Source organism: Mesorhizobium sp. M3A.F.Ca.ET.080.04.2.1, assembly GCF_003952525.1.
Lineage (GTDB): Bacteria > Pseudomonadota > Alphaproteobacteria > Rhizobiales > Rhizobiaceae > Mesorhizobium.
On the sequence record NZ_CP034451.1, the window covers coordinates 1,495,895 to 1,509,961 of the forward strand.

At 64.3% G+C, this 14,067-nt stretch carries 10 protein-coding genes; 6 read left to right on the forward strand and 4 right to left on the reverse strand.

Going from position 1 to position 14,067, the window contains the following annotated elements; genetic code table 11:
* Positions 1-166: 166 nt before the first annotated feature.
* The gene (locus tag EJ074_RS07420) at positions 167-2,842 is read left to right on the forward strand and encodes a DUF6212 domain-containing protein (RefSeq protein WP_095808699.1); all 2,676 of its coding nucleotides are present in this window, start codon (positions 167-169) and stop codon (positions 2,840-2,842) included.
* A 234-nt stretch (positions 2,843-3,076) separates the two neighbouring features.
* Positions 3,077-3,367: a hypothetical protein gene (locus EJ074_RS07425; protein WP_129552871.1), complete on the forward strand. Its 291-nt coding sequence runs from the start codon at positions 3,077-3,079 to the stop codon at positions 3,365-3,367.
* A 22-nt stretch (positions 3,368-3,389) separates the two neighbouring features.
* Here EJ074_RS07425 and EJ074_RS07430 read toward each other — a convergent pair whose 3' ends face one another.
* A complete protein-coding gene (locus EJ074_RS07430) occupies positions 3,390-4,343 on the reverse strand; it encodes a glycosyltransferase family 2 protein (RefSeq protein ID WP_165349878.1) in 954 nt (317 codons plus the stop codon).
* 274 nt (positions 4,344-4,617) lie between these two features.
* Here EJ074_RS07430 and EJ074_RS07435 point away from each other — a divergent pair, with 274 nt between their 5' ends.
* Complete coding sequence (locus EJ074_RS07435; RefSeq protein WP_129552872.1) at positions 4,618-7,845, forward strand: DUF6212 domain-containing protein; 3,228 nt, start codon at positions 4,618-4,620, stop codon at positions 7,843-7,845.
* Positions 7,846-7,931: 86 nt separating this feature from the next.
* Positions 7,932-8,702, forward strand: a complete 771-nt coding sequence (locus EJ074_RS07440; RefSeq protein ID WP_095808695.1) for an OmpA family protein — start codon at positions 7,932-7,934, stop codon at positions 8,700-8,702.
* A 128-nt stretch (positions 8,703-8,830) separates the two neighbouring features.
* Here EJ074_RS07440 and EJ074_RS07445 read toward each other — a convergent pair whose 3' ends face one another.
* The gene (locus tag EJ074_RS07445; protein WP_095808694.1) at positions 8,831-9,661 is read right to left on the reverse strand and encodes an AraC family transcriptional regulator; all 831 of its coding nucleotides are present in this window, start codon (positions 9,659-9,661) and stop codon (positions 8,831-8,833) included.
* A 100-nt stretch (positions 9,662-9,761) separates the two neighbouring features.
* Between EJ074_RS07445 and EJ074_RS07450 the strand changes: the two genes are divergently transcribed.
* Both EJ074_RS07450 and EJ074_RS07455 read left to right on the forward strand, forming a co-directional pair.
* On the forward strand, positions 9,762-10,940 hold the full coding sequence (locus EJ074_RS07450; protein ID WP_129552873.1) for an amidohydrolase: 1,179 nt from the start codon (positions 9,762-9,764) through the stop codon (positions 10,938-10,940).
* Between the two features lie 503 nt (positions 10,941-11,443).
* Entirely contained in the window at positions 11,444-12,022 is a 579-nt protein-coding gene (locus EJ074_RS07455; protein ID WP_095808692.1) for a T6SS immunity protein Tdi1 domain-containing protein, read from the forward strand.
* A 6-nt stretch (positions 12,023-12,028) separates the two neighbouring features.
* Here EJ074_RS07455 and EJ074_RS07460 read toward each other — a convergent pair whose 3' ends face one another.
* Together EJ074_RS07460 and EJ074_RS07465 are read right to left on the reverse strand one after the other, a co-directional pair.
* Complete coding sequence (locus EJ074_RS07460) at positions 12,029-12,478, reverse strand: DNA polymerase III subunit chi (protein WP_095808691.1); 450 nt, start codon at positions 12,476-12,478, stop codon at positions 12,029-12,031.
* A gap of 11 nt (positions 12,479-12,489) precedes the next feature.
* Complete coding sequence (locus tag EJ074_RS07465; RefSeq protein ID WP_095808809.1) at positions 12,490-14,013, reverse strand: leucyl aminopeptidase; 1,524 nt, start codon at positions 14,011-14,013, stop codon at positions 12,490-12,492.
* Between the last annotated feature and the right edge of the window lie 54 nt (positions 14,014-14,067).

Below are 14,067 nucleotides of genomic sequence, written 5' to 3' on the forward strand. Positions count from 1 at the left end.
TAAACTTGTAACAATCGCTTGATTGCGCAGCTGTTTTAGGCGCCGCTTGATGGTCTTGGTTTACCGGTGGCGCACAAGGATGATCACTGGAAAGTAAATCCGGCATGGTCAAAGAGCAGAGAAGCGTGGAAGCCGTGCCGGTCGATCGGGGTCAGAGGAACGTTCAATGACCGCTGGAAGCAAGCCGAAGCAGGATGGCGCTCGTCGCCGCATCTGCGTGGTCACGCATGCGATCCGCCGCGACAGCGAGGTCGAGGATGCGACGGCGTTCAGCGAGCTCGCCAGACTCTTTGCCGATGAGGGAGACGACGTCACCCTGCTGTTGGTCGCCGGCCGGGAAGCGCCCTCGCCGGAGCAGTTGGCCACGCAACGCAAGGAACTCGAGGCCGCCGCGGTCACACTCGAGGTTCTCGACCGGTCCGATCAGTTGCTCCCCTCGCTGGCAAGCCCGGAGAGCCGGTCCGCGGCCTTGCTGCACTATCTCGAGCGCTCCAGATACAATCTGGTCTTCGCGCCGCTCGAGGGTGGCCTGCCCTATTTCACCCTGCTCGCGGCCGAGACCGGCGCCTTCGCCGCGCCGCCCATCGTCCTCCTCGCCAGCGCCCCGGAGGAATGGGTGCATGAAGCCGACAAGGCCTTCATGGGCAGCACCGAGGCTATCGCTACGGCCCATATGGAAAAGCACTGCGCCGAAATGGCCGACAGGACGATCTGCGCCTCCGCGGCGCTGCGCCAATGGATGCTGTCGAGAGGCTGGAAGGTGAGGAAGGCGACGGTGCTGCCGCCACCGTTTCGGGCCGGCCGGACCGAAGCGCCGGCGTCACCGGTCGAGAGCAAGGCGTGCGAACTTGTTGCCCTGGCCGGAGCTCGGTTCCGGGATGGCCTGACGCTGCTTTGCGACGCGCTCGACATCCTCGCGCCATCGGCGCCCGAAGGGCTGACCCTCACCGCATTCGGTCCATTCGGCAAGATCATGGGCGAGCACAGCGGCGGGCTGCTTCTGCGGCGCGCCGAGCATTGGCCGTTCCGGCTCAAGCTGTTGCCGCGCGCGACCTTCCGGGAGAGGCTCGACTACCTCGCACGCAGCGGCGCCTTGGCCGTGATCCCCAGCCTCGCTGCATCGACAGGCGAAGCCGTTGCCGCATGCACCGCTGCAGGGCTGCCGTTCGTTGCAACCAATGCCGGCGCCAATGCCGAAGCCTGGAATCCTGAGGCCGGCCAGGCGCCGCTGGTCGAGGCCGACGCGGCGCAATTGGCGGCGGCCATGCTGGCGGCGCTCGACAAGCCCCCCCGCCCCGGCCGGATCGATATGTCGGGCCCCTGCCGCAAGGCATGGCTGGATTCGCGCCATGTGCCCGCTGCCCGAAAGCGCATCCGCAAGCAGGCTCGACCGGCACCCCTGGTTTCGGTGGTGATGGCGCATCGCAACCGGCCGCTCTATCTCAAGCAGGCCATCGAGGCGGTCGAGGCGCAAAGCTACGGCAATCTCGAACTGGTGCTGGTCGACGATGGAAGCGATCTGGAAGAAGCCAGGCAATTGCTGGATGCGCTGGAACCGGGCTTCCGTCGACGCGGATGGAAGATCCTGCGCTGGCTGCACAAGCATCTTGGCGCCGCGCGCAATGCCGGCGTGCGCGCCGCGCGCGGCGAGTTGATCCTGTTCGTCGACGACGATAACGCGCTGTTCCCGGAAGCCGTCGATCAGTTCGTTCGCGCCATGACGACATCGGGCGCCGACATCTGCACGGCCTTCCAACTGATCTTCTACGAGGATTTCGTGCCGGAGAACCGGGCCGATGGGCTGATCCAGTATCTGCCGCTCGGCGGCCCGGACGCGCTGGGACTGATCCACAACGTCTATGGCGATGCCAACGCGATGGTGCGCCGGGCGGTCTTCTCGCAGATCGGATTTTGGATCGAGGATCCAGGCTATGCCATGCACGACTGGGAATTCTTCGCGCGGGCCTCGCTCGCCGGGCTCAAGCTCAGGCCGATTCCGAAGCCGCTCTACTGGTACCGGTCGAAACCGGGCAGCATGTTCCGCACATCGAATTGGTATGACAACCGCCTGCCCGTCATGGAAGCGTTGCGGACGCTGCGATCCGAGGACGTCCGGTTGCTCCACCAGTTGGCCATCGCGCAGAACACGGCACGCTCCGAAGTCGACAGCGCGCGCGAGAACCTGAAATATACACCGGCCAATCGGAAATACCTGGAGCTCAGCGACCTCGAGCCCAACGGCGAGGCAGCGATCGAGGCGCTTGCCGGCATCGCCGCCTCGGTCGGCCGCAACGATACGCGCGCCGCCCTGCTTGGAGACGGCCTCGTCAAGCCGCAGCCGGATGCATCGGGCAGAGCCGAGGCGGCCGGTGCTTCAGTCGCGCTCGCCTACGAGGTGCTGAAGGCTGCAAGGCTGCTTACGCCGCGAAGTTCCGCGCTGCCGTTGCTGCTGGTCGCGCCTGACGGGGGTGGCGTGTTCCTGCGGCCGCACGCGGAGGGCCCGGTCGCCGCGTCGCTTGACCATCAGTTCCCGCCCTTTTTTCGCAGAATGGAGGCAGCCGTCGAGCTCGCCCATGCCGACGCTCCGGCAATCGAATTCGGCCTGGCGCTCGCCCGCCCCGACCAGCCCATAGACTGGCAGCAGGACATCGGCGCGCAGACGATCGGCTTCTCCGGCTGGATAATGGTCCGCGACAAATTCGTGCGCCACGTCGTGGCGACGACGGCCCGTGTCAGGCGCAAGATGCCGCTTTCGATCGTGCTCGCGGTGCGCTTCGCGGAAGGGCCGAACGGCGCTCCGAGCAACGCCTTCTTTCGGACGCTGACCCTGTTCAGCGACTAAAGCAGGGCGTTCGACATCCGAACTCGACAGGCTGCCTGTTGGCCTGTTTTTCGACGCCGAATTTCCGCGGCCGTACACGATCCAGCCTGCCAGCAGCAGCCCCTTTCGCAGACCCAAACAGGCGCTCAAGCCGTTAACCATCCCCCAGCAGGTTTCTGTCGATATGGTTGACAAATTGCTAACAAATCAATAGTATCAACAGTCTATGGGGTGTGCAGTGTATGGGTGGGCGTAATGCGTAAAATACAGTCGCTACTTTTGGGCGGCCTCAGTCTGCTGGGGTTGAGTGTCGCGTTCTCGAACGCGGCGCAGGCGCAAATCGAAGTTGCCCCGATCAAGGAAGCCGAGCTCGCCTGCGAGCAGGCCCTCAAGATCGGCACCATCGAGGCGCTAGAGGACTATCTGCATCGTTATCCGAATGCGCCGACGGCCTGCAAAGCGCTGGCTTTGAACAGCCTGTCACAGTTTGCAGCCGGTGGTGGAAACGGGAACGGTGGGGATGGCGGCGGCCGCTACGGCGGATAAGCGCCGATTTTCTCGATAAATGTCAGGCGGACGCGCCGTCGCGAAGACGGCGCGTCGCTTGCTTTGAGATGAACTCAGCGTAGCGATCCGAGGTTTTCATCCAGCCGAGATCCACGAGCTGCGCGGTGTCGCGATAGCGGACGGAGCGATGGTCGCGGAGCGCCAGCTTCGGGTTTCGCTCCAATGCTTCCATGTAGGCTGCACGTTCCTCGAGGGTCTTTTCCTTGAGCTGCGCATTCTCGTTCAGGGACGACGCCGACTTTTGGCGGAAGCCCCAGACGAATTTGAAGTGCAGCAAGGCAACGCGCAGTTCGCTGAAGCTGACCTTGGTGAGGGTGTGCTGCGCCACGTGGTAGCTTGTGCCCCGCCCCCATCGCACGATCGGCACTTTCGTCAGACAGGGCGGAAACGTCTGCTTGAAGCGGCCGTGCCAGAAGACACGTTCTCTCACACCGCCGAACATCTGCTCCGGCGGATAGAGGCCGTCGCGGGGCCTCAGCCATCCCGGCTCGGGATCGAAATAGGGCGAGGCCTCGAGCAGCGGGAGCTTGCCGTCGTAGCTGCATTCGGTCAGCGGTCCGTCGGCATACATGTCGATCATCGAGCCGATGACGGCTTCGGCGCCGGTCGACTGGAGATAGGCGCAGAGCTGCCGCAGATTCGTCTGCTCGCAATCGGGATAGACGAGAAGCTCATCGGCGTCGATCGATAGGCACCAATGGCCGCTGCCGAAGACGTTCATCAGCGTGTTGATCCATTTCGGCGGATCGATGTTTTCGGCGAAATGCGATCCTTCGGTGTGGAAGCAGTGGCTGTCCGGTTGCTCCAGGATCAGTTCGCGCGTTCCGTCCGTCGAGCCGTTGTCCAGAAAGAAGAATCGGTCGACCCCGAGCTTGCGATAGTGGTCGAGGATGTGCGGCAGCAAGGCCGCTTCGTTGCGCAATCCGACAAAGCAAAGGATCTCGTCGTGGGCCATGTCGATCGGCCGGTCATCCAGTCGCGCGAGATGTTTTGGGGATTGAAAGCCAACCATCCGAACGTCATCAATACGGTTGAGCGAAGGCAGACGCGTGTTATGCACCCAAGACAATTATCAAAGTGTTATCCAACTGTTGGCAAGACTGCTTCGCGTTGGACAGGCTGACAAAGCTGGACTGAGCTGGGATTGATTGGGGGACCGATTGAGCGTTGGTTCTAAGAAACGAGCGGTGCCCGCCGGGAGGCGGCAGGCGAGCCAAAAGCCCCGCAACGTGTGCATCGTTTCGGAGGTCGAGTTCGGCTCGACCGTGACGGCCGATCCCGGCTCGGCGGTCTACGCCCTGGCCCAGCACCTTGCGAAGACCGGCGACAGGGTGACCTTGCTTTGGGTGGCGAGCCCGCTCGGCAGCCGGCCTGACGCGGAGGAGATCGCGCGGCTGGCCAAATGGTGCTTCGACAATTTCCTGGTGCGGCTCGAATTGCTGCCGCTGTCGCCGGAGCTGCTGCGCGGCGACGAAGCGAGCGACAAGAACTCGGTGGCTGTCTACCACTATCTCAAGCAGAACCCGTTCGACGTCGTCTATTTTTCGCTCGAAGGCGGGCTGGCGCATTTCCCCACGGTTGCCAAGCGCACCGGCGTGTTCCCCGATCCGCCGGTGATCGTCGTGCTCGCCCACGAACCGCTGATCTGGAAGCTGGAAGCCAACTCCCGGGCGATCGAGCACAAGGACCAGATGACGGTCGCGCATATGGAGAGGACAGCGGCCGAGACCTGCGACCATCTCGTCGTCACCGGCCAGTCGCTGCTCGACTGGATGACCAAGGCGGGATGGAAGTTGCCCGCCAGTCGTCACATCGCCGCCCCGCTGCCGCCCGAGGAGTGGCGTTCGAACTTCACCGTCGATCACTACCGGCCCCGGGAGCGGCTCAGCCCCGAAGTGGTTCATTTCTCCGGCACGGAGGCGCGCGGCGGGCTGACGCTGTTCTGCGATGCGCTCGATCGCCTGGCCGACAGCGGCGTCACCGACCTGTCGGTGACGGTGGTCGGCGCATTCGGCCATGTGCTCGGCGAGCATTCGGGCGGCATGATCGTCCGACGGGCGCGGCAATGGCCGTTCAAGCTGAAGCTTCTGCCCATCCGGGACGAGCCGCAGATCTTCAAATATCTGCGGCAGAGCCATGCGCTGGTGGCGATCACTCATTCGGCCGCCCATCTTCCGCTGGATGTTGTGACGTGCCTCGACGAAGGGATCGCGTTCGTCACCACGGATGTCGGCAGCATTCGCGACGTGATCCATCCGAGCTCCGCCGATGCCGTCACCATGAAGGCTTCCGCCGCAGCGATCGCGGCCAAGATTGCGTCGGTCATGGAAAGCCGGTCGTTCGACCCGGCGAAGCCGCAGCACAACCGGGATGCGCGCGAGAAGGCCTGGAGCAGGCTGCACGCGAAATTCGCAAAACAGGCCGCCAAGCCCGGCGGGCTCGGCCGGGGCCGGCTGCCGCTGGTCTCGATTATTACGGCGCACTACAATCGGGCGCGCCTGCTGCCGCAGGCGATCGCCTCGGTCCGGCGCCAGGACTATCCCAACATCGAACTGGTCCTTGTCGATGACGGCAGCACCGATCCCGAGGCGATCCGGCTACTGGCCGAGCTCGAGCCGGAGTTCAAGCAGCGCGGCTGGCAGATCATCCGGCAGAAGAACGGCTTCCTCGGCAAGGCGCGCAACAACGGCATCCGCCACGCCAAGGGGTCGTTGATCCTGTTCCTGGACGACGACAATGCGCTGTTCCCGAATGCGGTCAGCACCTTCGTCTCCGGCATGTTGAGGTCCGGCGCCGATATCTGCACCACCTTCGCCAAGTGGCTCAACGAGCCGTTCGTGCCGCCGGACACGAAGAGCGGCTATATGCTGTATTTCCCGGTCGGCGGCCCACCCGACATCGCGCTGATCACCAACCCTTATGGCGATGCCAACGCCATGTTCCGGCGCGAGGTGTTCGACAAGGTCGGCTACCTCAACGAAGAGCGCGGCTTTTCGGCAAGCGATTGGGAATTCTTCCTGCGCGCCGATCTTGCCGGCCTGGAGATCGTGACCATCCCGGAGCCGCTCTACTGGTACCGGTCTTCGCCGACGGGCATGAACCGGAATGCCGAGTGGCTGAGAAACCGGCGGCCGATCATCGACGTGTTCCGCAAGCACAAATTCGCGCGGACGGACATGTTCGTGCAGCTCGGCATCAGCTCGAACACCGCCAGCCACGAGAAGGAACTCAACCTCTGGAACCTGGAGCTGCGGGTCAAGGACGACCGGTATCTGCGGCTGAGTTCGGCTGCCGCCAATTCCGCAGATGCGATCCAGCTGCTGGCTGAGATAGCGGCGCGCGAAGGCAGGGCCGACACGGCGATCTCGCTGCTCGCCCATGCCGGCCGATCCGACTTCACCCTGGGCGTTGTCGACATGCTCAACGCCTCGGCTGAGGAGACGGTCCCGGAACTGCACTCCCTGCTGCATCGCGAGCAGTACCTCTCGGCCGAGATCCTGCGACTCGCCCATGTCGGGTCGTATCCAACCGATTCGGATCTGCTGACCTATGTCGAGCAATCGCCGGACCAGCTGTTCGTCCAGGCCAGCGGCGGCGCCGTTTCGATGGCGCTGCTGAAGGGCGTATGCCCGCCAGGCACGGTCGGCGCGAGCTGCTGGGTCTATCTTGATGAAGCGGTCACGGAACCGGCGCAGTTTCAGATCGCGCTCGTCGATGCGGATAAGCGGGACTTCGGTCAGCTCGCCGAACTGCTTGCAAATGGCGGCAGCGGCTGGGCGAATGTGAGCCGTCCGCACGAACCGCGCGAAATCATGGCCGATGCCGATGGACCTGCGGATGGCAGGCGCGATCTGCTGCTGGCCGTCAGATGCGCCGACAGGCAGCCGGACGCGAAGGTGCTTGGCGGCTTCTCCAGCATCAAGATCCGCAACGTGGTTTCACCCGGCGGGCGGCGCCCACGCCTCAATGCGCCGCAGCAGCGCCAGCGCATGCGCCGGCTGAGCGGCGAGGAACTGAAGCGTGCGACGCTGACAACGAACTATCCGTCCGAGTTGCCGGCGCTGCTCGTTGCCGGCGACAATGGCGGCATTTTCCTGCGGCCGAGCAACCATGGTCCCGTGGTCGCCGCCCTCAATTCCACTTTCCCGGCCTTTGCCCGAAGCGTGATCGCAACGGTGGAGATCGCGCATGAGGATGCTTCCCCCTTCGAGTTCGCCATGGCACTGGGGCGGCCGGAAGAAAAACTCGTCTGGAAACACGATGCTCCGGTCGGCGCCTTGGCCTTCTCCGGCTGGACACGTGTCGCGAGACCCTTCGAGCTGCATGACCTGAAGGTCTCCATCCGCGAGATCGATCGCAAATGGCTGACGATCCATCTGGCGATCAGACTGCCACCTGGTTCCAAGCCCATGCCGTCCAACGCTTTCTGGCGCAAGCTGCTGCTGGCGTGGGACTGACGCCGGTGCCAATCGCGCGAACGTTACCTTGCGAGGACCGCGAAGTGCAGTAGTAGACGGCGGCGAGCCTGGGAGGTGCCACGAAGATGAAGAGCATTGTCGGCCTTGCCGTTTTCATTATTGCCGTCAGCGCGGCATTCTTCCCGGCGGTCGCACAGGAAGGTGACGTTGGACCAAAGTGCACCCAGTGGAACTCGCACCGGGTCCTGTTCACGAAGGGTGACGGCAAGATATCGGCCGAATCCGCAAAAGCCCTGGGAGAGTTCGTCAATGGCGCCGGCCACGATTGCGGGTACAGGCTCTATGCGACTGCGAGCAAGGAAGGCGGATACGACAAGGCGTATGACATTGCCGGCCGCAGGCTGAACGCGACGAGCGACTTCCTCAAAGCACAGGGCGTCAAGCCGGAAATGGTGCTGGCGCTTTCCTATTGGGTCGATGACGGCGCCGCCGACACGAGCCAAGCGCGCAGCGCCATCCTCTACACCTTGCCCAAGCAAGGCATCTCCTGCCGGCAGTATGAGAAGCGCAGGCCGGAGCAGGTCCATCTCGTCTTCGCCAGCCGCTCCTCCGTGATTTCAGCGAAGGTGAAACGCGAGCTCGAGAAGTTCGCCGCCAGCATTCGCGACACGCGCTGCAACGTGGAGATGACGGCGCTGGCGGCCAAGGAATTTACCGGCGCCAACGCTGCCAAGATCAACAAGGATCTGGCCAAGCGGCGCGTGAAGGCGATCGAGAACATTCTGACCGCGGCGGGCATCGACAGCGACCGGCTGGTCGACACGAAAGTGGAGTATATTGGCGACAAGAAGCCGAACGTCGCCAAGAATCGCCTGGCCACGGCGTCGCTGATGTAGCTGCGCCAGCTTGCCTGAGCATCAAAACGCGTAGCGTTGATCGGATTCAGGCGACGCGCATTGAATTTTTTGTTTTTGGATGCATGTCGTTCCCCCCAAAACCGCTGCGCACCTTTGGGCGACATCCATCAGGCGGCGGCGCGCCAGGCGCCGGGCGAAAGCCCCTTGATCGCCTTGAACACCCTGGTGAGATGGCTCTGGTCGGCGAAGCCGGTCGCTGCGGCGATCTCGGCCAGCGGCATGTCGGTCTTGATCAGCACCGAGGCGGCGCGGATGCGGCGATCACGCAGATATTGCCCCGGCGTCATGCCGACGGCGCGGCGGAAGTCGCGAATGACCTGGAAGCGGGTGACGCCGGCGGCCACCGCCAGATGCGCAAGGTCGAAGCCGATTGAGAGATCGGCCGCAATCATCTCGCCATAGAGACGAAAGCGCCGACTCGCTTCGCCATCATCGGCGACCCGGTCGGCGCGCTGGCCGGCGCCAAAGCGGCCGACGAGTTCGCGCAGCACCACAAGCATCGCCGCTTCCTGCTCGAGCCCCTGCTCCGCCAGCCGATGTGCCTGCACGAAGGCCCTCGCCAGCGCGGGCGCTTGCACGACGCCGTGACGGAACATCGGCAGTCCCGGCAGTTCGAGTTCCGCGGCGATCTCGGCCATCAGGGCGACGTCGGGATAGCAGGTGCGGTAGGCCCAGCCGGACGGCGCGCCCTTCTCGCCGTCATGCGGCTCTTCCGGGTTGACGATGATGATCGAGCCTGCCGTCGCCAGATGCCGGCGAGGGCCCATCCTGAGCTTCTCGACACCGGCGACCACCACGCCGAATACCCAGGTCGGATGGGTGTGCAAGGCATAGGCATGGTCGCGATAGCGCGCGGCGAGCATTTCGAGGCCGCCGAGGCCGTCATGCCGCGTCAGCTTTGCCGCTTCGCGTTCCCGTTGCTCGCTGGCATCGCTCATGGCAGCAAGCCTTCTCGAAAACCGCCCTGCCCGTCAATCCCGTTCAAGACGCCAAGCGAAGCCGCCGGCTAGATCGGCGCATGCACACGGAGGCAGGACGATGCAGGAAAACGACGAGGTAGCAGCGATCGTGCCCGAGGCAACCGGCTGGCGCCGGTACATTCATGCCAATCCGGAACTCGGCTTTGCCGAGCATGAGACGGCGGCGTTCGTCGCGGCAAAGCTCAAGGAATTCGGCCTTGCGGTGCATACGGATGTGAGCGCCACGGCGGTGGTGGCGACGTTGGCGAAAGGCACGAGCGGCAAGGCGATCGCTCTGCGCGCCGAGTTGGACGCGCTGCCGATCAAGGAAGCGACCGGCCTTGCCTATGCATCGCGCAACGATGGCGTGATGCATGCCTGCGGCCATGACGGCCACACCGCCATGCTGCTCGGCGCGGCCAAGCTCTTGGCCGAGAGCGAGAGCTTCGACGGCACGGTGGTGTTCGTCTTCCAACCGGCCGAAGAGGTTCTGGGCGGCGGCAAGAAGATGATTGCGGACGGGCTGCTGAAGCGCTTTCCGGTCGAGCAGGTGTTTGCTGTCCACAACTGGCCGGGCTTTCCGGAAGGCCATATCGGCGTGCGCGCCGGAGCGCAGATGGCCGCGGTCGACGATTTCGAGATCGTCTTTCGCGGCAGCGGCTGCCACGCGGCGATGCCGCACCAGGGCGACGATCCGCTGCTGGCCGCGGCGAGCTTTATCACCGCGATCCAGCGGCTGGTCAGCCGCAGCGTCGATCCGCTGTCGCCTGCCGTGCTGTCGGTGACCCAGATCCATGGCGGCCGCTTCAACAATTTCGTGCCGGGCGAGGTGAAGGTCGAGGGCACCTGCCGCTTCTACGACCGGGCGCTGTCCAATCATTGCGCCGCCGAGATCGAGCGTGTCGCGCAGGCGAGCGCGGCCATGCATGGCGCCAGCGCGGAACTCACCTACAAACGCGGGTACCCGCCGGTGGTGAATCCGGCCGATGGCGCGGCGCTCGCCGCCTTGGCCGGCGCGGATACGGTGGGTACGGAGCGCGTCTCGACCGAGTTCCAGCCCAGCATGGGCTGCGAAGACTTCGCCTTCCTGCTGCAGGGCGTCGGCGATGGCGCCTATCTCTGGATCGGCGCGGGCGATGTCGGTCCGGGCGCCGGGCTGCATGGCGACCGCTTCATCTTCAACGAAGCGATCATCCCGATCGGGATCCGCTTCTTCCTCAACCTCGTCCAGCGCGCGCTGCCGGTCGGCGGGCGGTAGACCAACTCTAAGAAGGTGCGGAGCGGTTTTCCCTCCGGAACCTGCGCGAAAACAAACTTTTGAGCGATTGCCAAGCAGGGCAATTTCGCACAACGGTCCTCGCGAACCGAAACGACCGCGAGACCTGATGCCGCCGGACACCACCGTGCTCATCACCGGAGCGCGCGTGCCGGTGGCACTACATCCGGCGCGCCTGTTCGACGGCGCGGGCCGCCGCTGGCGTGGCGAAGCCGACAGGTTCCGGCGCGACTGTTCGCACCCCATATCGAGCTCCTGGCGGAAGTCCATAACAAGCATGCCTTCATCCGGCTGGCGGGGCGCCTCGGACTGGCGACTCCAGAAACGACATTGCTCAATTCGCGCGACGATCTGGAGGCAGTGCGCAGCCGCTCGCGCGCGTTGGCGTTCAAAGCCCGTCTGGTCGCGCTTCGCCAACCTACGCGATTCACCCTCGGTTGCAGATGAAGTCGACTGTAAGTATACAGCTCCTGCAGGGGTGACCTATGACTAATATTTTTTCGCGCTTTGTTTCTTCGATCTTTGGCGGCAAACGAGATGTGGAGGACAAAGCTGGCTCATCAAGCACAGTCAAGGCCGCGCTGCCCGGCAACCTTCAGCACTTGTTCATCGAACCTTCCGGTAGGGACGTCACGGAAGCGCTTGACGGTTGGAAGTGGATCGGCCTTGACGGACTTGAGCCCGCGGCGGTTTCGGCCTTTGGCGATATCTTCTTTCGTGCCGCTGATGGATCGGTCAAGCATTTAGACATGATCGCGGGGCGCCTGACCCAAGTGTCTCGCACATGGTCGGAGCTCGAAACGCAGTTGAACGATTCCGGTCGTCAGGATGATCTTCTGCTGGCCAGCCTAGTGGTGGCGGCGCGACGCAAAGGTTTGGTTCTCGACAGGGGCCAATGCTACGACTTCAAGAAGCCACCGGTACTTGGCGGTGGAATGGAGGTCGACCAAATGGAGAAGACATTCTTCGTCGTGAAGGTCCACATAGCCGGGCAAATCCACCGGCAGGTAAAAGATCTTCCGCCAGGCACGAAAATCAACAAGGTAACGATGAGCGATCACTGAAGGCTCTCACGCCTTCCGCTCCCAGCGCCGGTCGGGCGTCTGCTGCCAGTAGGTCACGGCGTGGCCGGCTTCCTTCATCGCTTTCCAGTATGTCCGCGCGCTTTCGACCTGCGCCGCGTCATGGCCGTCGAACAGGAAGACCGCCCGCTCGTAGCCGGAAAGTTCCGGCGGCGCGGCGCCGTCGACGAGGAAGCGAATCTGCGCGGCATTGGGGTTGCCTTCGCCGGTGGTGAGCAGGATCGGCTGCTCGGCCGGATGGGCTTCGCGGTCGGTGGCATGCGCGAGAAAGGAATCGTCGCGGAACGTCCACAGATGCTGGTCGAGCGCATCGCGCCGTTCCTCGGTGCCGGTCTGCACGACCGCGCGCCAGCCGCGCTCGACGCTGCGCTCAAGCAGGCCGGGCAGCGCCTCTTCCAGCGTCGATTCCGTCAGGTGGTAGAACAGGATGTCGGCCATCCTTGCAAAGCCTAGCCTTCGTAGTTGTCGCGCACGAGCCGGTCGAGCAGGCGCACACCGAAGCCCGAGCCCCAGGACTGGTTGATCTCGCTCGCCGGCGCGCCCATCGCGGTGCCGGCGATGTCGAGATGCGCCCAGGGCGTGTCCTTGACGAAACGCTGCAGGAACTGCGCGGCGATGATGGCGCCGCCGTAGCGGCCGCCGATGTTCTTCATATCGGCGTTCTTGGATTCGATCAGCTTGTCGTATTCGACGCCGAGCGGCATGCGCCAGACCCGCTCCTGCGTCGTCTGGCCAGCGCCGAACAGCTTGCCGGCGAGCTCGTCATTGTTTGAGAAAAGACCTGCATAATGCTGGCCGAGCGCGACCATGATGGCGCCGGTCAGCGTCGCGAGGTTGACCATGAATTTCGGCTTGAAGCGGTCATTGGTGTACCAGAGCGCATCCGCCAGCACGAGGCGGCCCTCGGCGTCGGTGTTGAGCACCTCGATCGTCTGCCCCGACATCGAGGTGACGATGTCACCCGGCCGCTGGGCATGGCCGTCGACGGCGTTCTCGACCAGGCCGATGACGCCGACCACATTGGCCTTGGCCTTACGCGCTGCCAGCGCATGGATCAGCCCGGTGACGGCGGCGGCACCGCCCATGTCGCCCTTCATATCCTCCATGCCGGAGGCCGGCTTCATCGAATTGCCGCCGGTGTCGAAGGTGACGCCCTTGCCGACGAAGGCGATCGGCGCTTCCTTGGCCTTGCCGCCCTTCCACTGCATGACGGCCATGCGGGCGCCGCGCGGCGAACCTTGCGCGACGCCGAGCAGCGATCCCATGCCGAGCTTCTTCATCTCCTTCTCGGTGAGGACCTCGACCTCGACGCCGAGCGCCTGCAATTCGGTGGCGCGCGCGGCGAACTCGACGGGGCCCAGCGCATTGGCAGGCTCGTTGACGAGGTCGCGCGCGAGCAGCACGCCGTCGATCACCGCCTCTTCGCTGGCGAAGGCCTTCTTCGCCGCCGATGGATCGGCGCAGTGGATGGTGATCTTGGCCGGCTTCGGCTCGGCTTTCCTGGCGCCGTTCGCCTTTGCCTCGGCTTGGCCGTTGTCCTTGTCCTTCCGTGTCTTGTACTTGTCGAAGCCGTAGCTGCGCAGAAGGATACCGGCGGCAAGGTTCGCCGCCTGCCGGCCGTCGGGCTGCAGTTCGGGAAGATCGAGGATGACTGCGACCTCCGTTGCCTTGCGCAATGCGGAGGCAACGGCGCCGCCGAGCTTCAGCCAGGCGTGGTCCTGGAGGTCAGCGACCTTGCCGGCGCCGATCGCCACCAGCCGGTCGACCGACGTCCCTTCCGGCGCCAGCACCTCCGCCGTGCTGGCGAACTTGCCGGAGAAATCGGCGACCGGAAACGCCCGAGCCAGCGCTCCCGCCGGGTCGCAAGCCTTCGCGGCTTCGCCCAAGCTACCGCCGTCGGCCGCAAGCACGAAGACGCTGCCTTTCTTGGGCGCGGCGATTTTGGCAAAGGCGATCGAAGGTCTCGAAGTCATCATTTCCTGCTTTCGGGTGAGGTGCCGCGAACCGGCTTTCAAGCGTGCGCGACA

What these genes read in the sequence shown, in the direction of transcription:
- EJ074_RS07420 (WP_095808699.1), top strand. Translation starts at nt 167, where the DNA reads ATGACCGCTGGAAGCAAGCCGAAGCAGGATGGCGCTCGTCGCCGCATC.
- EJ074_RS07425 (WP_129552871.1), top strand. Translation starts at nt 3,077, where the DNA reads ATGCGTAAAATACAGTCGCTACTTTTGGGCGGCCTCAGTCTGCTGGGG.
- EJ074_RS07430 (WP_165349878.1), bottom strand. Translation starts at nt 4,343, where the DNA reads ATGGCCCACGACGAGATCCTTTGCTTTGTCGGATTGCGCAACGAAGCG.
- EJ074_RS07440 (WP_095808695.1), top strand. Translation starts at nt 7,932, where the DNA reads ATGAAGAGCATTGTCGGCCTTGCCGTTTTCATTATTGCCGTCAGCGCG.
- EJ074_RS07445 (WP_095808694.1), bottom strand. Translation starts at nt 9,661, where the DNA reads ATGAGCGATGCCAGCGAGCAACGGGAACGCGAAGCGGCAAAGCTGACG.
- EJ074_RS07450 (WP_129552873.1), top strand. Translation starts at nt 9,762, where the DNA reads ATGCAGGAAAACGACGAGGTAGCAGCGATCGTGCCCGAGGCAACCGGC.
- EJ074_RS07455 (WP_095808692.1), top strand. Translation starts at nt 11,444, where the DNA reads ATGACTAATATTTTTTCGCGCTTTGTTTCTTCGATCTTTGGCGGCAAA.
- EJ074_RS07460 (WP_095808691.1), bottom strand. Translation starts at nt 12,478, where the DNA reads ATGGCCGACATCCTGTTCTACCACCTGACGGAATCGACGCTGGAAGAG.
- EJ074_RS07465 (WP_095808809.1), bottom strand. Translation starts at nt 14,013, where the DNA reads ATGACTTCGAGACCTTCGATCGCCTTTGCCAAAATCGCCGCGCCCAAG.